The 20,369-nt window shown below is 64.5% G+C and carries 20 protein-coding genes and 1 pseudogene; 10 read left to right on the top strand and 11 right to left on the bottom strand.

What is annotated here, in order from left to right; translation table 11 throughout:
* Window positions 1–33 precede the first annotated feature (33 nt).
* The 9 genes from ABIB80_RS08515 to ABIB80_RS08475 all read left to right on the top strand — a co-directional run bounded on the left by ABIB80_RS08515 (window position 34) and on the right by ABIB80_RS08475 (window position 9,817).
* Window positions 34–1,662 carry a flagellar hook-length control protein FliK gene (locus ABIB80_RS08515; protein ID WP_502918725.1) on the top strand — a complete coding sequence of 543 codons (1,629 nt, stop codon included), beginning with the start codon at window positions 34–36 and terminating at the stop codon, window positions 1,660–1,662.
* 13 nt (window positions 1,663–1,675) lie between these two features.
* A complete protein-coding gene (locus tag ABIB80_RS08510; RefSeq protein WP_007596155.1) occupies window positions 1,676–2,383 on the top strand; it encodes a flagellar hook assembly protein FlgD in 708 nt (235 codons plus the stop codon).
* 358 nt (window positions 2,384–2,741) lie between these two features.
* Window positions 2,742–3,017 (top strand): CtrA inhibitor SciP, encoded by a 276-nt coding sequence (sciP, locus tag ABIB80_RS08505; RefSeq protein ID WP_002714638.1) that lies wholly within the window; start codon window positions 2,742–2,744, stop codon window positions 3,015–3,017.
* Between the two features lie 192 nt (window positions 3,018–3,209).
* Window positions 3,210–4,817: a flagellar basal-body MS-ring/collar protein FliF gene (gene fliF, locus ABIB80_RS08500; RefSeq protein WP_007596157.1), complete on the top strand. Its 1,608-nt coding sequence runs from the start codon at window positions 3,210–3,212 to the stop codon at window positions 4,815–4,817.
* 17 nt (window positions 4,818–4,834) lie between these two features.
* Window positions 4,835–5,926 carry a flagellar motor switch protein FliG gene (fliG, locus tag ABIB80_RS08495; RefSeq protein ID WP_007596158.1) on the top strand — a complete coding sequence of 364 codons (1,092 nt, stop codon included), beginning with the start codon at window positions 4,835–4,837 and terminating at the stop codon, window positions 5,924–5,926.
* Complete coding sequence (locus ABIB80_RS08490) at window positions 5,926–6,546, top strand: FliH/SctL family protein (protein ID WP_007596159.1); 621 nt, start codon at window positions 5,926–5,928, stop codon at window positions 6,544–6,546. The genes fliG and ABIB80_RS08490 overlap by 1 nt, the downstream gene beginning before the upstream one ends.
* Window positions 6,547–6,549: 3 nt before the next feature.
* A complete protein-coding gene (gene fliN / locus ABIB80_RS08485) occupies window positions 6,550–6,900 on the top strand; it encodes a flagellar motor switch protein FliN (RefSeq protein WP_007596160.1) in 351 nt (116 codons plus the stop codon).
* A gap of 44 nt (window positions 6,901–6,944) precedes the next feature.
* Window positions 6,945–8,330 (top strand): sigma-54-dependent transcriptional regulator FlbD, encoded by a 1,386-nt coding sequence (gene flbD / locus ABIB80_RS08480; protein ID WP_007596161.1) that lies wholly within the window; start codon window positions 6,945–6,947, stop codon window positions 8,328–8,330.
* A 338-nt stretch (window positions 8,331–8,668) separates the two neighbouring features.
* Window positions 8,669–9,817, top strand: a complete 1,149-nt coding sequence (locus tag ABIB80_RS08475) for a M20 family metallopeptidase (RefSeq protein ID WP_007596163.1) — start codon at window positions 8,669–8,671, stop codon at window positions 9,815–9,817.
* 115 nt (window positions 9,818–9,932) lie between these two features.
* On the opposite strand, the gene ABIB80_RS08470 is transcribed toward ABIB80_RS08475, so the two are convergent.
* From ABIB80_RS08470 to ABIB80_RS08430, 9 genes are all read right to left on the bottom strand, one after another.
* Window positions 9,933–10,091, bottom strand: coding sequence for a hypothetical protein (locus ABIB80_RS08470; protein ID WP_018453881.1), 159 nt, complete (start codon window positions 10,089–10,091; stop codon window positions 9,933–9,935).
* Between the two features lie 95 nt (window positions 10,092–10,186).
* Complete coding sequence (locus tag ABIB80_RS08465) at window positions 10,187–10,768, bottom strand: flavin reductase family protein (RefSeq protein WP_007596166.1); 582 nt, start codon at window positions 10,766–10,768, stop codon at window positions 10,187–10,189.
* A gap of 32 nt (window positions 10,769–10,800) precedes the next feature.
* Window positions 10,801–11,637, bottom strand: a complete 837-nt coding sequence (locus tag ABIB80_RS08460; protein ID WP_007596167.1) for an ATP-binding cassette domain-containing protein — start codon at window positions 11,635–11,637, stop codon at window positions 10,801–10,803.
* Window positions 11,638–11,657: 20 nt separating this feature from the next.
* Complete coding sequence (gene ssuC / locus ABIB80_RS08455) at window positions 11,658–12,464, bottom strand: aliphatic sulfonate ABC transporter permease SsuC (RefSeq protein ID WP_007596168.1); 807 nt, start codon at window positions 12,462–12,464, stop codon at window positions 11,658–11,660.
* Window positions 12,461–13,618 (bottom strand): FMNH2-dependent alkanesulfonate monooxygenase, encoded by a 1,158-nt coding sequence (gene ssuD, locus ABIB80_RS08450; protein WP_007596169.1) that lies wholly within the window; start codon window positions 13,616–13,618, stop codon window positions 12,461–12,463. The genes ssuC and ssuD overlap by 4 nt, the downstream gene beginning before the upstream one ends.
* Before the next feature lie 141 nt (window positions 13,619–13,759).
* Window positions 13,760–14,710: a sulfonate ABC transporter substrate-binding protein gene (locus tag ABIB80_RS08445; RefSeq protein ID WP_007596170.1), complete on the bottom strand. Its 951-nt coding sequence runs from the start codon at window positions 14,708–14,710 to the stop codon at window positions 13,760–13,762.
* A 358-nt stretch (window positions 14,711–15,068) separates the two neighbouring features.
* Window positions 15,069–16,235, bottom strand: coding sequence for a cytochrome P450 (locus tag ABIB80_RS08440; RefSeq protein ID WP_088940989.1), 1,167 nt, complete (start codon window positions 16,233–16,235; stop codon window positions 15,069–15,071).
* Window positions 16,232–16,780 (bottom strand): hypothetical protein, encoded by a 549-nt coding sequence (locus ABIB80_RS08435; protein ID WP_007596172.1) that lies wholly within the window; start codon window positions 16,778–16,780, stop codon window positions 16,232–16,234. Before ABIB80_RS08435 ends, ABIB80_RS08440 begins: the two co-directional genes overlap by 4 nt.
* Window positions 16,781–16,897: 117 nt before the next feature.
* Window positions 16,898–17,587, bottom strand: coding sequence for a hypothetical protein (locus tag ABIB80_RS08430; RefSeq protein WP_035993509.1), 690 nt, complete (start codon window positions 17,585–17,587; stop codon window positions 16,898–16,900).
* Between the two features lie 218 nt (window positions 17,588–17,805).
* On the opposite strand from ABIB80_RS08430, the gene ABIB80_RS08425 reads away from it, so the two are divergent.
* On the top strand, window positions 17,806–17,994 hold the full coding sequence (locus ABIB80_RS08425; RefSeq protein ID WP_354127286.1) for an RNA polymerase sigma factor region1.1 domain-containing protein: 189 nt from the start codon (window positions 17,806–17,808) through the stop codon (window positions 17,992–17,994).
* 113 nt (window positions 17,995–18,107) lie between these two features.
* Here the strand turns inward: ABIB80_RS08425 and ABIB80_RS08420 are convergent, their stop codons facing one another.
* Window positions 18,108–18,896: a LuxR family transcriptional regulator gene (locus ABIB80_RS08420; protein WP_007596174.1), complete on the bottom strand. Its 789-nt coding sequence runs from the start codon at window positions 18,894–18,896 to the stop codon at window positions 18,108–18,110.
* Window positions 18,897–19,154: 258 nt separating this feature from the next.
* A pseudogene (locus tag ABIB80_RS08415) lies at window positions 19,155–20,360 on the bottom strand (LLM class flavin-dependent oxidoreductase).
* Window positions 20,361–20,369 lie beyond the last annotated feature (9 nt).

Raw genomic sequence — 20,369 nt, 5'->3', positions numbered from 1 at the left:
TCTCATGGCGAAGATGTTTCCAAGGGGTTGCCTGTGGTCGGTCGTACGTCAGATGTCGTGGCAAGCGTGCAAGTCCCGAGCGCGCAGCAAAAGCCTGCCCGGTCGCAAGCGCCGAAAGAGAACTCCGCCAACGACTCGTTCGGCTCGCTGGTGGACAGCAACACCCAGGCGATCAGCGACAGCGCGGCGTCCTCCGCGCAGGACTCCCCGCGCCGGACCGATTCATCCTCCTCCGCCTCGGACAGGAGCCCGCGCGATCGCTCGGCGACCGACAAGCCCTCGCAGAGCAAGGCCAGCGACGACACTGACAATTCCGCGTCCGCCAAAAACGACATCAAGAACGACGCCAAGAGCGACGCCAAGAACGATACGACGGCTGATGCGGCCAAGGCTGATAGCAAGACCAAGGACAAGCCGGAGGCGTCCGACGCCAAATCGGCCGACAAGTCCGACGAGACCAAGGGGGACAAGGCCGACGGCAGCCTTGCCGCCGTTGACGCCGTCGCAGCCGCGCAGATTGACGCGACGCAGGCCGCCGCTGTGCCCGATCCAAACGCACTCGTCGTGGCCGTGCCGGCCGATCCGAACGCGGCTACGAACCAGGCCGCCGGCTCCGCCTCCTCGCCGCTGACGATTGCCGCCGCCGGCATCGCCGCCAGCGCGTCCATCGCGGCGCAGATCGCCGGCCCCAAGACCGATACCGCGACGCCGGGCGACAAGAGCGCCAAGACCGCAAGTGCCAAGGTCGATGCCGACACTTCGGCGACGCTGGCCGATGCCGCGACCGGGACGACCGATTCGACCGCGACCGATGCCAAGACCAATGGCGGCCTGATCGCCGCGGTCGACCAGGGCACGCCAAAAACCTCGTTCAAGGCCGCAGCGATCGCGCAGGGCGCGAGCGACGTCTCCAATATCGGCCAGGACACCGGCAAGGCGAACGCCGCGCAGACCTCGGCGACAGCAGCGTCCGCCACCACGGCGCATCCGCAACCGGACAAGCCGTCCATCGATGCGAACGCGGCCGACGCCAAGGCTGGGACTTCCGACCGCACCGCCGATGTGGCACCGGCGACGACAACCAATCATGCCCATGCCGGCACGCAGGTCGCTGTCCCCACCACCGACACCAGCGCGCAGGCGGCCTCGGCCGTGCAGGCGTCGCTGACCAATACGACTTCGGCCGCGACCGCTTCGACCGCGACGCTCACGGCGACCGCGGCCACCAATACGGCCATTCCGATCAGCGGCGTGCCGATCGAAATTGCCGCCGCTGCGCGCGCGGGCAAGACCCGGTTCGACATCAGCCTCGATCCGCTCGACCTCGGCCGCATCGACGTCCGCATCAATGTCGACCGCAACGGCCAGGTCACCTCGCATCTCACCGTCGAGAAGCCGGAGACGCTGCAGATGCTGCGGCAGGACGCGCCGCAATTGCAGCGCGCGCTCGACGATGCCGGCCTTAAAACCGGCAGCAACGGACTGTCCTTCAGCCTGCGCGACCAGAACTCGTCGGGGCAGAACTCCGGCCAGAACAACGACAATGGCGGCAATGCCCGCCGGCTGATCGTCAGCGACGACGACGCAGTTCCCGCAGCCCCGGTCGGGCGCAGCTACGGCCGCATGCTCGGATCGAGCAGCGGCGTCGATATCAGAGTGTGAGGAGTATTCGATCATGACTACCACGAATGCCGCCACCGCCCCGTCCGTCGTCTCCGGCACGACCGACCTGCCGAAATCCTCGTCTAACCCAAGCCTGGGCTCGAGCACCGGCGCGACGCTGGCCGGCAACTTCCAGACCTTCCTGACGCTGCTGACGACGCAGCTGCAGAATCAGAATCCGCTCGATCCGCTGGACACCAACCAGTTCACACAGCAGCTGGTGCAGTTCGCCGGCGTCGAGCAGCAGCTCAAGACCAACGACTCGCTGTCCCAGCTCGTCACCCTGCAACAGACCACGCAGGCGACCCAGGCGCTCGGCTTCGTCGGCAAGACCGCCCTGGTCGACGGCACGACCGCAAGTATGACCAACTCGTCGGCAACCTGGCATCTCAACGTGCCCAGCGACGCCACCGTCGACATCACCGTCGCCAATGCCAGCGGCCAGACCGTGTTCACCGGCAAATACACCGCCGGCGCGGGCACCGACGTTCCGTTCACCTGGAACGGAATGGGCAATGACGGCACGCAATGGCCCGACGGCAAGTACACGATCTCGGCCACGGGCAAGGACGTCGCCAACAACAATGTCGGCATCGCCGCGCAGGTGCAGGGCACGGTGTCATCCGTGGACCTGACCCAGTCGCCGCCGCTGCTGACCATCGATGGCGCCAGCTACACGATGAGCCAGGTCAAGAGCATCATCGCGACGGCCAGCAATTAAAGGCGGAATGCCGCTGTGTCGTCCTGGCGAAAGCCAGGACCCATCGCCACCGAAAGTCGTTTTGGCGCGAGGAAGTAACTCCGAGTCTTCGCCAAACTTCGCGCTGGGGTAATGGGTCCTGGCGTTCGCCAGGACGACGTTGAGGGCCGTGCGACACCCCCGCAGGCCTCTTTCGTTAGTAAAGTATTTACGAACACCCCCTCGGCCCGCCCGGACGCACCGTCCCGCCGGTCGAGACGGCTGCGTTCCAGCCATTTTCAACGAGAATTGTATTGAAGCCTTAGGCTTAGCGGATTTTTAAGTCGGCGGGCGTAGGGTTCCTGAGTGAGTTCAGTGGTTGAGAGTTTGTGAGTACGCCATGACAGAACCCCATCGCCCGAGGGTAAAATACGTCATCGGGCCGGACGGTAGTCCGTTGACGATTGCGGATCTGCCTGCACCCGGCACCAAACGCTGGGTCATCCGCCGCAAGGCCGAGGTCGTCGCCGCAGTCCGTGGCGGTCTTCTCTCCCTTGAGGAGGCCTGCAGCCGTTATACCCTGACGGTTGACGAATTCCTCTCCTGGCAGTTTTCGATCGACCAGCATGGTCTGGCGGGACTTCGCACCACCCGTATCCAACAATATCGCCAGTAGGCAATCCGGAAATCTGCGGCTTTTGACGAAAATCGGCCTCGCCTTGCGAGGCCGATTTTTTTCATGTTTCGTTTTGGCGCTACTTTTGTCGCAGCTCTTAACCTTCGTTAACCATATCGAAACCATCACCTAGGCAATAATTGCCCAGTCGGCCTTTCCTGTGAAAGCAGCCGAATCTGTCGGGGCGGTTGCTTGCAAGGTCTTGCGGACTTTCTGAAGGGTATCGGAGCCGCCCGGTTCGGGGCGATGATCGCGGTCACCGCCGCGCTCGTCGGCTTCTTTGCGTTCGTCATCATGCGCGTCACCACGCCGCAGATGACGACGCTGTTCACCGACCTCAGCGTCGAGGACTCCTCGGGCATCATCAAGGACCTGGAGCGCCAGGGCATCCAGTTCGAGCTGCGCAACGAGGGCACCATCATCATGGTGCCCAAGGACAAGGTCACCCGGCTGCGGATGAAGCTCGCCGAGGGCGGCCTGCCCAAGGGCGGCGGCGTCGGCTACGAGGTGTTCGACAAGTCGGATGCGCTCGGCACCACTTCTTTCGTCCAGAACATCAACCATCTCCGCGCGCTGGAAGGCGAGCTAGCCCGCACCATCCGGGCCATCGACCGCATCCAGGCCGCCCGCGTCCATTTGGTGCTGCCCGAGCGCCCGCTGTTCTCGCGCGAGGCGCCGGAGCCATCGGCCTCGATCGTGGTGCGGGTCCGCGGCGCGCTGGAAGCCCAGCAGATCCGCGCCATCCGCCACCTCGTCGCCTCTGCCGTGAACGGGCTGAAGCCGCAGCGGGTCTCGATCGTCGACGAGACCGGGCAGCTGCTCGCCGACGGCGCCCAGACCGACCCGGAGCAGGCGATGGGCGACGAGCGCCGCACCGCCTTCGAGAAGCGGATGCGTAAGCAGGTCGAGGACATCGTCTCCTCCGTGGTGGGGACCGGGCGCGCCCGGGTCCAGCTCTCCGCCGATTTCGACTTCAACAAGATCACCCAGACCTCGGACAAGTACGACCCCGAAGGCCGCGTGCTGCGCTCGAGCCAGACCCGCGAAGAGCAGAGCATGACCGCCGACAACAACGGCCAGGTCACCGTCAACAACGAGTTGCCGGGCAACCAGCAGAACGGCGGCGTTGCGGCCAAGGACCAGAGCAAGAAGAGCGAAGAGACCAACAATTACGAGATCTCCCGCACCACCAAGACCGAGGTGACCGAAGCCGGCCGGGTCAACCGCATCTCGGTCGCGGTGCTGGTCGACGGCATCTACTCCAAGAACGAGAAGGGCGATCTGGCCTACCAGGACCGTACCAAGGAGCAGCTCGACCGCATCGCCACGCTGGTGCGATCGGCGATCGGCTTCGACCAGAAGCGCGGCGACCAGGTCGAGGTCGTCAATCTGCGCTTTGCCGACGCCCCCTCCACCACTCCGATCGCGGAGCCGAGCGGCTTGCTCGGCATGCTCCAGTTCACCAAGGACGACGTCATGTACTTCGTCGAGCTCGGCGTGATGATGCTGCTCGGTTTGGTCGTGCTGTTCCTGGTCATCCGGCCGCTGGTCAAGCGCATCCTGGCATCGGACGAAGTCGCAGCCGCCATCTCCGGCGTCCTCACCGGTCCGGCGAGCGACGAGGCCGCGCCCGCCAGCCAGCCGCTCCTGCCGAGCGGCGCTGCGAGCGCGATCGACGTCGCCACCGTCCAGGGCCAGGTCCATGCCCAATCCGTCCATCGCGTCGGCGAACTCGCCGAGCGCAATCCCAACGAGACGGTCGCCATCATCCGCCAATGGCTGACCGAACCCGCGAAATAATCGAGAAGTGATCTGACATGGCCGCCGCCCTGCAAAACGCCAATTCCAACGACATCACCAGCGTGATCTCCACGCTCGGTCAGCGTGCCGGCAGCCGCGGAGGCGCGAAGGTCGACGCGGTGGCGGGACCGAAGCGCGCCGCGATCCTGATGCTGGCGCTTGGCGAGCAATATGGCGGCAAGATCTGGGGCTTGCTCGACGACGACGAGGTGCGCCAGCTCTCGCTGGAAATGTCGACGCTCGGCACCGTCGAGGTCGACACCGTGGAGGACATGCTGCTCGAATTCGTCTCGCGGATGTCGGCCTCCGGCGCCCTGATGGGCAATTTCGACGCCACCGAGCGGCTGCTCCAGCAATATTTGGCGCCCGAGCGCGTCAACGGCATCATGGACGAAATCCGCGGCCCCGCCGGCCGCAACATGTGGGAGAAGCTCTCCAACGTGCAGGAAGAGGTGCTCGCCAACTATCTCAAGAACGAATATCCGCAGACCATTGCGGTCGTGCTGTCGAAGCTGAAGCCGGAACACGCCGCCCGCGTGCTCGGCATCTTCCCCGAGGATCTGGCGCTCGACGTCGTCAACCGCATGCTGAAGATGGAGGCGGTGCAGAAGGAGGTGATCGAGAGCGTGGAGAAGACGCTGCGGACCGAATTCATGTCCAATCTGTCCCAGACCCGCCGACGCGACGCCCACGAGGTGATGGCGGAAATCTTCAACAATTTCGATCGCCAGACCGAAACCCGCTTCATCACCTCGCTGGAAGAGGACAACCGCGAATCGGCCGAGCGCATCAAGGCGCTGATGTTCACCTTCGACGACCTTGTGAAGCTGGATTCCGGCTCCGCCCAGACCCTGATGCGCAACGTCGACAAGGACAAGCTCGGCGTCGCGCTCAAGAGCGCCAACGAGGACGTCCGCAACTTCTTCTTCGGCAACATGTCCTCGCGTGCGGCCAAAATGCTCCAGGACGACATGGCGGCGATGGGCCCGGTCCGCCTGCGCGACGTCGACGAGGCCCAAGCGCTGCTGGTCAACCTGGCCAAGGATCTCGCCGCCAAGGGCGAGATCATGCTGACCAAGAACCGCGCCGACGACGAGCTGGTGTATTGATGGCCGCTCCGGCAAAATTCCTGTTCGACAACGACTTCGCCGCGCCCGACCGGACGCGCGAGAAGGCCGCAACCGCGGCCGAGATCGCCCAGAAGGTCGCGGAAGCCGAGGCGCGCGCCTATCAGGACGGCTTCGCCGCCGGCCAGCGCGAGGCCAAGGCCGAGAGCGACCGCCGCGTCGCGCTCGCCATGGAAGAGATCAACATCGCCATCCGGGGCATCGCTTCGGGCATCGGCAACATCGAATCCAAGATGGAGACGGAAGCGGTCGACGTCGCGGTCGCGGTGGCGCGCAAGCTGTGCGCCGATCTGGTCGCCGGCGAGCCGCTCGGCGAGATCGTCGCGCTGGTCAAGGACTGCTTCTCGCATCTGGTCGCGACGCCGCATCTCGTCGTTCGCATCAACGACGCGCTCTACGATGCCGCGCGCGAGAACATCGAGCGGCTGGCCAGGCAGAACGGCTTCGAAGGCCGGCTGGTGATTCTGGCCGAGCCCGAGATTGCCACCGGCGACTGCCGGATCGAATGGGCCGATGGCGGCGTCGTGCTGGAGCGCGCCGCCATCGCGGCCAAGATCGACGAAATGGTGGGGCGCTACGTTGCGTCCCGCAGGGGGAGTTAAACCATGAGCGACACTGACGGACAGGTCCCGCTGCCCGATCTCAACGGCCCGATGCCGCCTACCGGCACCGACGTCGGCTACAACGAGGACGAATATGCGACGCGCGCCGCCGCCGACCTCGAGGCCGTGTTCGACGTGCCGGTGCAGGTCTCGGCCGTGCTCGGCCGCTCCAAGATGGACGTCAGCGAGCTGTTGAAGCTCGGACCCGGGACCGTGCTCGAGCTCGACCGGCGCGTCGGCGAAGCCATCGACATCTACGTCAACAACAAGCTGGTCGCCCGCGGCGAAGTCGTCCTGGTGGAGGACAAGCTCGGCGTGACCATGACTGAAATCATCAAGACTGAACGCGCCTAAAGCGACGACGCGCGGCAGCGCGACCAGACGGACAGGAGACTGACATGCGGCTTCTCATCGTTGGCACATTGAAGGGCCAGCTCACCACCGCCACCAAGATCGCGATGGCGAACGGCGCCACCGTGACCCACGCCGAGGATAACGAACAGGCGATGCGCGTGCTGCGCAGCGGCAAGGGCGCCGACCTGCTGCTGGTCGACGTCGCCCTCGACATCCGCGACCTCGTGATGCGGCTCGAGGCCGAACACATCCACGCGCCGATCGTCGCCTGCGGCATCACCAACGACGCCCGCGCCGCGGTCGCCGCGATCCATGCCGGCGCCAAGGAATACATCCCGCTGCCGCCGGACCCGGAGCTGATCGCAGCGGTGCTGGCTGCCGTCGCCAACGATTCCCGCGAGCTGGTCTATCGCGACGAGGCGATGGCCAAGGTGATCAAGCTCGCCCAGCAGATCGCAGGCTCGGACGCTTCGGTGATGATCACCGGCGAATCCGGGACAGGCAAGGAAGTGCTGGCTCGATACGTCCACACCCGCTCGGCCCGTGCCAAGCGCCCGTTCATCTCGATCAACTGCGCCGCGATCCCCGAGCATCTGCTGGAGTCCGAGCTATTCGGCCACGAGAAGGGCGCCTTTACCGGCGCGATCGCCCGTCGTATCGGCAAGTTCGAGGAGGCAACCGGCGGCACGCTGCTGCTCGACGAAATCTCGGAGATGGACGTCCGCCTGCAATCGAAACTGCTCCGCGCCATCCAGGAGCGCGTGATCGACCGTGTCGGCGGCACCAAGCCCGTCCCCGTGGACATCCGCATCATCGCGACCTCGAACCGCAACCTGGTCGAGGCCGTGCGCGAAGGCACGTTCCGCGAGGACCTCTTGTTCCGGCTCAACGTCGTGAATTTGAAGATCCCGCCGCTGCGCGAGCGTCCCCTCGACATTCTCGAGCTCGCCCAGCACTTCGTGAAGAAATACGCCGAAGCCAACGGCGTGCCGATGCGCCCGATCTCGGCGGAAGCGCGGCGCGTGCTCTCCACCAACCGCTGGCAGGGCAACGTCCGCGAACTCGAAAACACCATGCACCGTTCGGTCCTGATGGCGCAGGGCGACGAGATCGGTGCCGATGCGATCCTCACGCCCGACGGCGACCGCCTCGACCTCGCCAAGACCGCACCGGCCGTGGCGCATGCCACCATGGCCGCCGAGCAGGTGACGCGGGCACTGGTCGGCCGCACCGTCGCTGACGTCGAGCGCGACCTGATCCTGGAGACGCTGAAGCACTGCCTCGGCAACCGGACCCATGCCGCCAACATCCTGGGCATCTCGATCCGCACCTTGCGCAACAAGCTCAACGAATATTCCGACGGCGGCATTCCGATCACGCCAGCCGGCACCCCGGGTGAATATCCGCGCATGCCGATGGTGGGAGCGTAGGCGCTCCTGCCGAACATTGAGACTGCGAATGCCCGGGGCTGGTCCTCGGGCATTTTTGTTGGTGAAGTGCAGACAGCCTCCAGACTCTCAATGTCGTCCTGGCGAAAGCCAGGACCCAATGCCCCAAGGGGGAGTTTGGCGAAGATTCGTCGTTCGGTACTCCTACCACCCTCCGTCGACAGATTCCGCAGTATGGGTCCTGGCTTTCGCCAGGACGACGTTGGGGAGGCAGCGTGCATCAAACCCGCAGACTGCGACATGGCCGCACCGCATTCTCCGACTAGGTCAAGCCCCCGCAAAGCCCTATAAGCGCCACCGAGAACCACGCGAGGGTGAACATGTCTCAAGCTCAAATCACGGATTGGCTGGCGTCGCAGCGGCAGGCGATGATCGACCTGCTGCGCGATGTCGTGAACATCGATTCCGGATCCTATGACAAGGAAGGCGTCGATGCGGTCGGGGCGCGGTTCGAGCAGCATTTCGCCGAGCACGGCATTCCGTTCCGGCGCGAAAGCCACGCCACATTCGGCGATGCCATCCACGCCGAAGTCGCAAAGCCCGGCAGCAACGAGAAGCCGGTGCTGTTGATGGGGCATCGCGACACCGTGTTCGGCAAGGGCGAGGCCGGACGGCGTCCGTTCACGATCCAGGGTACGCGCGCCTATGGTCCTGGTGTTGCCGACATGAAGTCCGGCGTCGTCATGAACATGTTCGTGGCAACCGCCTTTCACAAATTCGGCGGCAACCCGCACCCGATCAAGCTGCTGATCACCTCGGACGAGGAAATCGGTTCACCCTCCTCACGGCCCGTGATCGAGCGCGAAGGGCGCACCGCGCGCGCCGTGTTCAATTCCGAGCCGGGCCGCCCGACCGGCAATATCGTCACGGGACGCAAGGGCGGCATCTTCATGCATGTCGCCATTACCGGCAAAGCCGCGCATTCCGGCGCCAATTTCGCCGCCGGCGTCAGCGCGATCGGCGAGCTCGCGCACAAGATCGTGCATATCCACGCGCTGACCGATCTCGACAAGGGCATCACGCTCAATGTCGGCCTCGTCTCGGGCGGGCAGTCCGTCAACACGACGGCGCCTTACGCGGAAGGGCAGATCGACCTGCGCTACGTCGATCCGGCGGACCGCGCGAGGGTGATGGCGGCGATCGAGACCATCATCGCGACACCTTACGTGCCCGGCACCAGCGCGACGCTCACAATCAAGGGCGAGTTCGTGCCGGTGGTGCAGAGCGCTGATTCAAAGGCGCTGTTCGAGAACTATCAGGCCGCCGCAAGGCAGGCCGGCCTCACGACGCTTCAGGGCGAGTTCTCCGGCGGCTGCGCCGATTCCGGCTTCACCGCCGCGGTCGGAACGCCGACCATCTGCGGCCTCGGCCCCGTCGGCGGGCTCGCGCACACGCCGGAGGAATATCTCGAGCTCGACAGCATCGTCCCGCGCGCGCAGGCGCTGGCGCTGGCGATCTTGCGGGGGTGAAAACAGGTGCCGTAGGGTGGGCAAAGCGAAGCGTGCCCACCGCTTCAGGTGCCGGGGAAAGATGGTGGGCACGGCGCAAGTGCGCCTTTGCCCACCCTACGAGACCTCCCGAACCTCACGAATAGCTCGGCGCATCCGGCCTGCGGAAGATCTGGATGGGGTCGCCCGGCACGATCGGATGACCGCTGAACATCGCATAGGCGTAGAGCGCGAGATAGGCGATCGCGAGCGCGCCGACCGCGTAGAAGGCCCAGGTCGCGACGCGTTTCATCATTGCGCTCCATTGCTGTCCCGGCGGGAGGCTCAGGCAGCGCTTCTAGAGCGATGACGGGGAAAAGGCCAGCCTGCACGGCCCATCGCCGGCGGCGATCAAATGCCGCGGCGGACGTGGTTGGGAACGCTGACGTCCGCGAGCCTGACCGCGTCTTCGTCCTGATCCACCGCCACGTACTGACCGTGCCAATAGGCCAGCGCAGCATTGCGGGTCGAATTCTTGACGTCTCGCACTCGCCCGATGACGATGCCGTGCGAATGGCGCTCGATGAGCTCCTCGACCTCGCAATCGACGGCGGACAATGCGCCGACCAGCAGCGGAACACCGGAGACCGCGGTCACCCATCTGGCGCCCGCGAAACGATCGGCACCCTTGAGCCCGCCCTTGCCGGCAAAGCGCTCGGCGATTTCGAGCTGATCGGCCGCGAGGATGTTCACGCCGAAGGCACCGTAGCGCCGGATCAGCGGGAAGGACGAGGCGTCGCGATTGATGCTGACGATCAGCGTCGGCGGATCGACCGAGAACGAGCTGACCGAGGTGACCGTCATGCCGGTGATGTCCTTGCCCCGTCCGGCGGTGATGACGCTGACGCCGCCGGTGAGATGGCGCATGGCGCCGCGGAAATCGGCGGAGGAGACGACAGTTTGGGTCATGAGATCGCGGGGCACTACATTCATGGCATCGTTCCCGAGCCGGGGTCCCTGTCTATCTAGGTACGATCGTCCGCCGACAAAAGGTGGCTCAGGATCGAGCCTTCGAGACCCGCGAGCTCGGCCGAGCCGCGTTCGCGGGGCCGGGCCGTGTTAACCACGACGTCGTGGGCGATCCGCCCTTCCTCGATCACCAGCACCCGGTCGGCCAGCGCGACCGCCTCGGCGACATCGTGGGTCACCAGGATCGCGGTAAAGCCCTGGTCGCGCCAGACGCGCTCCAGCAACCGCTGCATCGAGATACGGGTCAGCGCATCCAGCGCGCCAAGCGGCTCGTCGAAGGCGAGCACACGGGGGCGCGAGACCAGCGCACGGGCAAGGGCTACACGCTGCTTCTGGCCGCCCGACAGTATCGATGGCCACTGGTCGCGCTTGTCGGTCAGCCCGACCTCAGTGAGCGCCTTCTCCGCGCGTGAATGCGCGTCGGAAGAGGCGCGATCGCGGCCGAGGCCGACCTCGACATTGGAGAGAACGCGGGCCCAGGGCAACAGCCGAGGCTCCTGGAACATCACGCGGATATCCTCGGGCTTCACGGCGTCGCCGAGCGAGATGCTGCCGGCGTCGAACTTCTCCAGGCCCGCGATAAGGCGCAGCAGCGTGCTCTTGCCGCAGCCGCTTTTGCCAACGATGGCGACGAACTGGCCGGCGGGGATGTGCAGGTCGATGCCGCGCAGCACCTCGTTGTCGCCGTAGGATTTGCGCAGGCCGCGGATGCTGAGCGGCAGGCCGGAGGTCTGCACCGGGCGCTCCTCGCGCACCACGCGGGCGTGAGGCGCGAAATTGGCGCGGGTTGCGAGTTCGGTGTCCGGAAGGGAGGTACGAAGGGCAGTCTGCATGTGATTCCCAGTATGTCTGCTCAGCGTTTCCAATAAGCGGGGTGCCAGGAGAGCGTCAGGCGCTCCAGCACGCGGGAGGCGCTGTCGGCGAGCTTGCCGAGCAGCGCGTAGATCAGGATCGAGAGCACAACGACGTCGATCAGCATGAACTCGCGCGCCTGCATCGCCATGTAACCGAGGCCCGAGGACGCCGCGATGGTCTCGGCGACGATCAGGGTCAGCCACATGATACCGAGCGCAAAACGGATGCCGACGAAGATCGAGGGCAGCGCGCCCGGGAAGATCACGCGGCGGAACAGCTCGCCGTCAGTCATGCCGTAGATGCGGCCCATCTCAATCAGCTGCGGATCGACGGTGCGGATGCCGTGCAGCGTGTTGAGGTAGATCGGGAAGAACACGCCGAGCGCCACCAGGAACAGCTTCGCGCTCTCATCGATGCCGAACCACAGGATGACCAGCGGGATCAGCGCCAGATGCGGCACGTTGCGCACCATCTGCAGCGTGGTGTCGGTGAGCTTGGCCGAGAGCTGTGACAGGCCGTTGGCGAGGCCGAAGGCAAAGCCGATGCTGCCGCCGATCAGGAAGCCGATCGAGGCGCGCCAGAACGAGACCCAGATGTTGCGCGCGAGCTCGCCGGAGAGCAGCAGCTTCCAGCCCGCAAGCAAGACGTCGCTCGGCGCCGGCAACACCCGCGTCGGCACGAAGCCGGTGACGCTGGCGACCTGCCAGATCGCGATGATGGCAAGCGGCACGATCCACTGGATCAGGCCGTCGACGCGCGGCAGGCGCAAGCTGCGCGGGGGTGAAACGCTGTCGATCAGGCTCATGATTGCGACACCTTCTGCTGCGGACGGAAGTCGCTGCCGACCGTTTCACCAAAAGGACCGCCGTTGAAGTGAAGCTTGGTCACGTTGCTGGGCTGCTCCAGCGAGAGCAGCGGGAACACCAGCTCGGCGAAACGATAAGCTTCCTCCAGATGCGGGTAGCCCGACATGATAAAGGTATCGATGCCGATGTCCTGATACTCCTTGATGCGGCCCGCGACTGTCTGGGCGTCGCCGACCAGCGCCGTGCCGGCGCCGCCACGCACGAGGCCGACACCGGCCCACAGGTTCGGGGCGATCTCGAGCTTGTCGCGCTTGCCGCCATGGAGCTGCGCCATGCGCTGCTGGCCAACGGAATCCATCCGCGCAAAGTTCTTCTGCGCGGCCGCGATGGTCTCGTCGCTGACATGCTTGATCAGCTCATTGGCCGCACGCCAGGCCGCGTCATTGGTCTCTCGAACAATCACGTGGAGCCGGATGCCGAAGGATAGTTTTCGACCGCGTGCGGCGGCCACCTCCCTCACCTTCGCGATCTTCTCCGCGACCAAGGCCGGCGGCTCGCCCCAGGTCAGATATTTGTCGACGGTGTCGACGGCGACGTCGATGCCGGCATCCGACGAGCCGCCGAAATAGAGCGGCGGACGCGGCGACTGCACCGGAGGAAACAGCAGCTTGCCGCCTTCGACATGGATGTGCTTGCCCTCGACATTGACGGTCTTGCCGGCGAGCAGTTCGCTGTAGACGCTGAGGAACTCGCGGGTGACCTCGTAGCGCTCGTCATGGCCGAGGAAGATGCCGTCGCCCTTGTTCTCGACGGGATCGCCGCCGGTGACGACGTTGACCAGGAGCCGGCCATTGGTGATGCGGTCGAGCGTCGCGGTCATGCGCGCGGCCACGCTCGGCGATTGCAGGCCCGGCCTGACCGCCACGAGATAGCGCAGCCGCTCGGTGAACGGCGCGACCGAGGAGGCGACGATCCAGGAATCTTCGCAAGATCGCCCAGTCGGCAGCAGCACGCCGAAATAGCCGAGCTGGTCGGCGGCCTGCGCGATCTGGCGCAGATAGTTGAAATTGACCTCGCGGCCGCCGGTGCCGGTGCCGAGATAACGGCCGTCGCCGTGGGTCGGCAGGAACCAGAGGATGTTGGCGTTGCTCATGGAGGTGCTCCGATGACTAGCCGTACGTCGTTCCGACCGCGGCAGCGACGATGCCGATCGATATGACGATGGCTGCGAATACGCGTTGAACGATACGCCTCATGTTCAAACCTTTTGAAATGGGGAAATTGGTGGGCACGATCACGCTGCCGGGTTGCGCCAGACGATGTCGCGGATCACGATCGGCTTCGGGATCAGGCCGAGCTTGTGGAAGCGGTCGGCGACGCCCTGCTGGGTCGTGACGATGTCGTCGGTGACCGGGCCGACCACGAAATTCGCGCGCTTGGCGGCGAGGGTCTGGATGTCCAACGGGACGCCGGTGATCGTGGCGAGCGATTTGGCGACCTCGTCGCGGTGCAGTTCGGCCCATTTGCCAGCCGCCGTCGTCACGTCGATGATCTGCTGCAGGATGGCGCCGTGATTCCTGGCGAAATCGCGGTTGGCGATGAAGAAGGAATTGGTCTTGGTGACGTCGCGCGCATTGATCAGGATGCGGCCGCCCTGCTTGGTCTCGCCGATCGCGAAGTACGGATCCCAGATCGCCCATGCCTCGATGCTGCCGTTGGCAAAGGCCGGCCCGGCATCCGGCGGCGTCAGATAGACCGGCGTGATGTCCGCGTAGGTGAGGCCCGCTTTCTCCAGCGTCTGCACCACGATGTTGTGCGCGCTGGATCCCTTGGTGAAGCCGACGCGCTTGCCCTTCAAGTCGGCGATGCCGCGGATCGACGAGTCCTTCGGCACCAGGATGCCCTGCCCGTTGGTGATGGGCTGGCCGGCGGCATAGACGATCGCCGCGCCCGCCGCCTGGGCGAACACCGGCGGGGAATCGCCGACCGCGCCAAAATCGATGCTGCCGACATTCATCGCCTCCATCATCGGAGGTCCCGACGAGAACTCGACCCATTTCACGTCGATGCCCAATGGCGCGAAATGTTTTTCCAGGGCGGCCTGCTGACGCGTGATAACCAGCACGCCGGTCTTCTGGTAGCCGATACGAATGCCCTTCACCGCGCCTTGTGCTTTGGCACTTGAAGCGAATGCGGCGGCTGCCGCAGTTCCAACGGATAGTTTGAGAAAGTCCCGACGTTGCATCCGACACTCCAGGCCGCGTGCGGCCGTCCTTCATTCGTGTTCGTGAATGATGGTGCGGCTGATCGGAGGTGTCGAGACGCGCGGAAAAATAGCGATGCAAGCACTGCGCAGTTGGCAGAGCGCATGATTATCTTTCAATCCACGGAGCGAACGCAGGGGATATTTTTCCGCACGCGAATGTGAAAAACGCACCTACCTGACCGAGAAACTAAAAAATCGCGAAAACAACCCCATGCACAGTAGCCGGCGCGTGCGAAAACAATGACTTACGTTTATCCGAACTTGACTTGACTCGTCGGGCAAAACAGGGGCAGGATGGCATCATGGCGGCGTTGCGGATGGACCGGTCCTTGCCGGACTAATGCAGCCACCTCACCGGCAGATTCTGCAGTCCGCGGAACGCCCAGCCGCCGATCCGCACCGGTTCGTCGTCGGCAAGCTCGATCCGGCCGGCACGGGCGAACAATGTCGGCAGTGCGACGTCGGCGATCATGGCGCGGGAGGCCCAGGCACCGGCGCAGAAATGCGGGCCAGCACCGAACGCGACGCTCTTGGCCGTGTCACGCCGCACGTCGAACTGATCGGCGCGCTCGAAATGCTTCTCGTCGCGATTGGCGGAGCCGAACATGAGGAATACGCGTTCATCGGTTTCGAACGCGACGTCACGGATCGTCCACGGCTTTGCGATGCGCCGCGGCGACATGCCGATCGGCGAGATCCAGCGGGCGTATTCCTCGAACGCCTGGAGCCACGACACCTCGCCCTTGCGCACGAGATCGAGCTGGTCGGGATGGGTCAGCAGCGCCCACACCGTGCCGGCGATCGCCTTGCGCGGCTCGTTTTGACCGCCGGAGATCGCGAGTTTGACGTTCGCGCGCACGCTCTCCATCGCCATGCCCGACGCGAGGAGCACGCCGAGGATGCTCTGGTCGGGATGCTTGCGCATCACCGGCAGGATGTCGTCGATCGCCGCATCGATACCCGACGTCGCCGCATGGCAACGCGCCTCGACGGCTGCGTCGCCGCTGTAGTTGGCGATGCCCTCGATCATGCCCTGTGACCAGGCGTCCATGTCGGCAAAGCCGATATTGGTGAGGCCGGTGATCGACTTCAGGCATTCGCCGGAGAACGGCAACGCGAAGTCGCGCATGAAATCGATCCGCCCGGGCGCGATCGCGTCGATGATGCGATCGGCATGGGCCTGGAACAGCCCGCTCCAGTGCGCCTTCACCGTCTTCGGCGACACCGTCGGAAACATCGCGCGGCGCTCGACCTGGTGCGCCTCGCCGTCCTTGCGCATCATGTTGTGGCCCATCAGCCGGTTCATCAGGCCGGCAGGCTGGTGCGAGGAGAACACGTCGATCTGCTTCTCGGAGATCGAGATGTCGTCGCGGCTCGTCAGTAGCGTCGAGCCGAGCTGCGGCACGAAGGCGATTGGCGCCTCCTTGCGCATCTTTGCCAGCATCGGATACGGGTCGGCCCAGAACGCGGCCGGGTCGATGTCGATGCGCGGCGCGGTGCTCAAGCTTCGCTCCATTGCTGTTCGCCACCGAGGTTAGCGGCTTCAGGAGGCGCCGTCTGTCCCCAGCGATTGGGACAAGCAGCCTCAGGGCGTGTCTTCGCAAGTCGAATGGCCGACGACGGCGGCGTCGATGAGACATCCGCCTGCGACCGACCATGCGTCAGCCAATAGTCGTTCTGCCAACTCTCGTAACCAAGCAATTCGCCAAAGCGTCGTTCGCGATCATCGGACCAGGCTCCGGGTTCGTTTAGGAGTGCAAGCATGGTATCAACCTGCCACTCATGGCCGGGCAACGTGTAGAAGAGGCTCCGATATTCGAACTGCGGCGCGTCAGGACATGTTTCGATCAGCTCGCGTCTTATCAAGCGACCTTCAGTGACGTGCCTGTCGAACATGCGCCAATATCGAATGCAAATATCTGGCTCCTGGCCAATGATGTCCATGAAATACGCGAGCGGCTTGATACCCCTCAACATCAAGCCGAGCTCTCTGTTGGTGTGAACCAGATAAGGCAGTTGACGAAGCCGTTCGGGATGCATGTTGGGCATGTTGGTCGCGCAACGTTAATTTCTGCTGAGAGTCTCGTGCGGACGCGCCAGCCGGCACCGAGCTTTAGTCAGGATTTCCCGCCAGACCCGCCCCACTTCGTTTCGGACCCGAGTTCATCACTCCAAAGCACCCGCTATGCGTCGCGTGAACCGGCGGAATCCAACGCGTAGATCTCTCACCCTGAACATGAGGGTTATGAGCCATTCTGGCGTTCCCAGATGACGGAGTGTCTGCGCAATTCCCTGATCCATGCTCTGGCTCATATTCTGGTCGGTGTAATGCGTGCTCCCCTCACGGCTCCAATCAAGTCTCCAAGCGATCTCTTCTCGCAACGCGTCGACGCCCGACAGACGCCGAGCAAAATCCAACTCTCTTCTGGCGCAGATCCGCTCGATCCGGGGGCGGACGGCTTCATAGTAGTGGATGCCCCAGTTCTCGAGCCTTGCGTGGGTCGCCTCGTGTACGATGGCGGACGCGATCCATTCGACCGTCGTGCTTTCAGAATCGACGACACGCGCGTCGAGCAGGCAGGCGTTTATTGAATGCTGATAGCATCCGGCGCCGTGCGGAACCAATTGCACCCAGATTCGAAAAAGACTCTTCTTGATGCGCCGGTAGTGAAGTGGAGCAAACCTTTCGATCAGCCGCAGCGCGGCTTCGACGCGTTGCAGGGCTCGCTCGGGATCATCCGATAAAGATCCGATCCAGAGGCCGTCGACAACGCGGCTTTTCGACATCCACAGCCCGATTCTATCGATGAGCGAAGGTCCTGTCGCTGGGGAGCCGCGAGACATGGTGGTCGACATCTCTTCCGATCGAGCTAGCAGATCTCAAAGCTAATACAGGGGCTCCGCTTCGGCGGGTTTTACGATTTGGTTCCAACTTTATCGATCGCGGAGGCGATGTCCGCATCGGGTTTGGCACCGGGCCGGAGATCCGGCCCTATCCCGGCAGCAGCCGTGCAGGACGAAGCTTCGATGTTCGCTTATGGACCAGACCCGTCCCTCTTCCCGTATAGTAGAGGCTGCTGAAGCGGAGAGAGCATGAGCGTGGCGGAATCATTCGACGTGCCATCGAAATCGGTGAACGGAACGGCAAGATTACCTTCGATGAACTAAATCAGCTGTGTGACAGCAGCACACTTGATCCCAAAGACGTTGAACGCGTTCTCAACGCCCTGAGTGAAGCGGGGATTTGGATTGAAGGAGACTGAAACCTGACTCTGGTTATATCGCCTACAATGGGTCACAGAGCGACAGTCCCGGAGGGCGGGCCGCGTGTCCGCCTTGCTCTCGGAAGCAGGGACTCGCGGGCCTGGAGTACCCCTTAGTTCAGGCCGCGTGGGCCGGCGAGCAGGCGCAGCACGATCGCGAACAGCTCGCTTTGTGACGAGATGCCGAGCCGCTCATAGGCGCGCTTGCGGTACGTCAGCGTCGAATGCAGGCTGATGCCGAGCGCCTGCGAGATCGCCTCGGAGCTGAAGCCGGAGAGAATGCGCCGGCAGACGTCCTGCTCACGCGGGGTGAGGCTGGCGAGCGGCGCGCGCGTCGCGAAGAGCGCGGCGAGAGACTGCTCGGTCGTCGCCGCCGGGCTGTGCTGGAAATGGCGTGCCACGCTCGCACTGATGGCCGGTGCGATGGCCTGAAGCCGCGCACGCTGGGCGTCGCTGAAGCGGCCCTGGACCGCGATGCGATAGAAGTTGACGTAGAAGCAGGTGTCGTCGACCCAGATCGCGGTCGCGCATTTGTCGACGATGCCGGAATCGACAAAGAACATTTTGCGGTAGCGGGCGCCGTACATGCGCGGCGCGAAGGCGGGCAGCACGAGCGGCGCGCGGCCCTCGCCTTCGAACAGCGCATCGCGGTTGGGATCGGATTGGTGGAACTGGCCGGCATAGGCCGCGCCGAGATCGCCGCCGATCGGGATGTTGCCGGCATCGAGCAGGCAGTGTGCGGCGCCCGCGCGGCTCAGCGCGAACACCATGCAATGCCCGACGCCGGCCTGCCGGCGCAGTGTATCGATCAGGACATCAGGGAAATCCGGGCGACCGATGGCGAGCACCGCGGGCGTAATGTCGCCGGCCGATGGAGTTGAGGCCATGCCGTGGGGCCGCATTGGTATCCTCCGCCGAAGTTCTTTTGGCGGAAGATATCAGCAAGGGCGACGCGCCGGAAGCCTGCAGCTCATGTGCAGCTTCTGGGTCCCGGCTCTGCGCAGCAACGCTACGCGTTGCAGCGCGTCTGGGACAAGAGAGAGCGCGTCGATCAATGGTCTCCCGGACGCAGCGCAGCGCTTCCCCGGCGATGCGAAGCATCGTCCGGATCAGCGGTGCGCTGCAGAGCCGGGGTCCATGCCACCGCTACGGGACTGCCTCTACCCCGCCGCCGCCTTCGCCGGCGCGACGCTGACCGCGAGCTTGCCGTAGCGGTCGGTGAAGGCCTCCGTGTCGATTTCCTCCAGCTTGATCTCGCCGCTCATCACGCCCTGCTTCCAGGCCGCCTGCGCCGGATCGTTCTGAAATTCCGGCATCACCTCGCGGCCGAACAGCTCCAGCGATTCGCAGATGTGCTCGTGGCTGTTCTTGCCCGCTTGGTTGAGCAAAATGACCTGGTCGATGTGCGAGCCCTGGAAGCGCTTCAGCTTCCTGCGGATCGTCTCGGGCGAGCCGATCAGGCCGCCGCGCAGCGCCGCCTCCTGCGCCTCCGGATTGTCGCGCTTCCACTTGTTGTACTCGTCCCACATGTTGACGGTGTAGGGCGCCGGACGCTGGCGATTCTGCGAGGCGCCCTAGAAGCGCAATGCGAACTGGAAGAAGGTGGCGCCGTCGGCGCGGGCGCGGGCCTCCTCGTCCGTCTTCGCGCACATGAAGAACGACACCAGCGCCATGTTCGGGTTGATCTCGTAGTCGGCGAGCTTGGCGAGCCGCTTGGTCATGGCGTTGTAATAGGCGTGCACCCAGGCATGCGCGGCATCCGCGCTGACGAACTGGAAGCCGAGCGCGCCAAAGCCGTGGCGGCCGGCGCGTTCGATGGTCTGTAGTTGCGAGCAGGCCATCCACAGCGGCGGATGCGGCTTCTGCACCGGTTTCGGCACGACGTTGCGCAAGGGGATGTCGAAATACTTGCCGTGATGCTCGCTTCCCGCGTCCTTGAACATCGGGAAGATCGCGGCGACGGCCTCCTCGAACACCTCTTTCTTGGTCTCCATGTCGCGGCCGAACGGCGTGAGCTCGGTGATGGAGGCGCTCTCGCCCATGCCGAATTCGCAGCGGCCGTTGGAGAGCAGATCCAGCACCGCGACGCGCTCGGCAACACGCGCCGGGTGGTTGGTGGTGAGCTGGAGGATGCCGTGGCCGAGCCGGATGTTCCTGGTGCGCTGGCTCGCGGCCGCGAGGAAGGATTCCGGTGAAGGCGAGTGCGAGTATTCTTCGAGGAAGTGATGCTCGACAACCCAGGCGTGGTCGTAGCCGAGCTGGTCTGCGAGTTCCATCTGCGAGAGCGCGTTCTGATAGAGGCTGAGCTCGTCGCCGGCCACCCACGGCCGTGGCAGTTGTAGCTCATAGAAGATGCCGAACTTCATGACGCCTCT

This window comes from Bradyrhizobium sp. i1.15.2 (assembly GCF_040548425.1).
Taxonomy (GTDB): domain Bacteria; phylum Pseudomonadota; class Alphaproteobacteria; order Rhizobiales; family Xanthobacteraceae; genus Bradyrhizobium; species Bradyrhizobium canariense.
The sequence above is the reverse complement of the archived record's forward strand: the minus strand, read 5'-3'. Positions and strand labels throughout refer to the sequence as shown.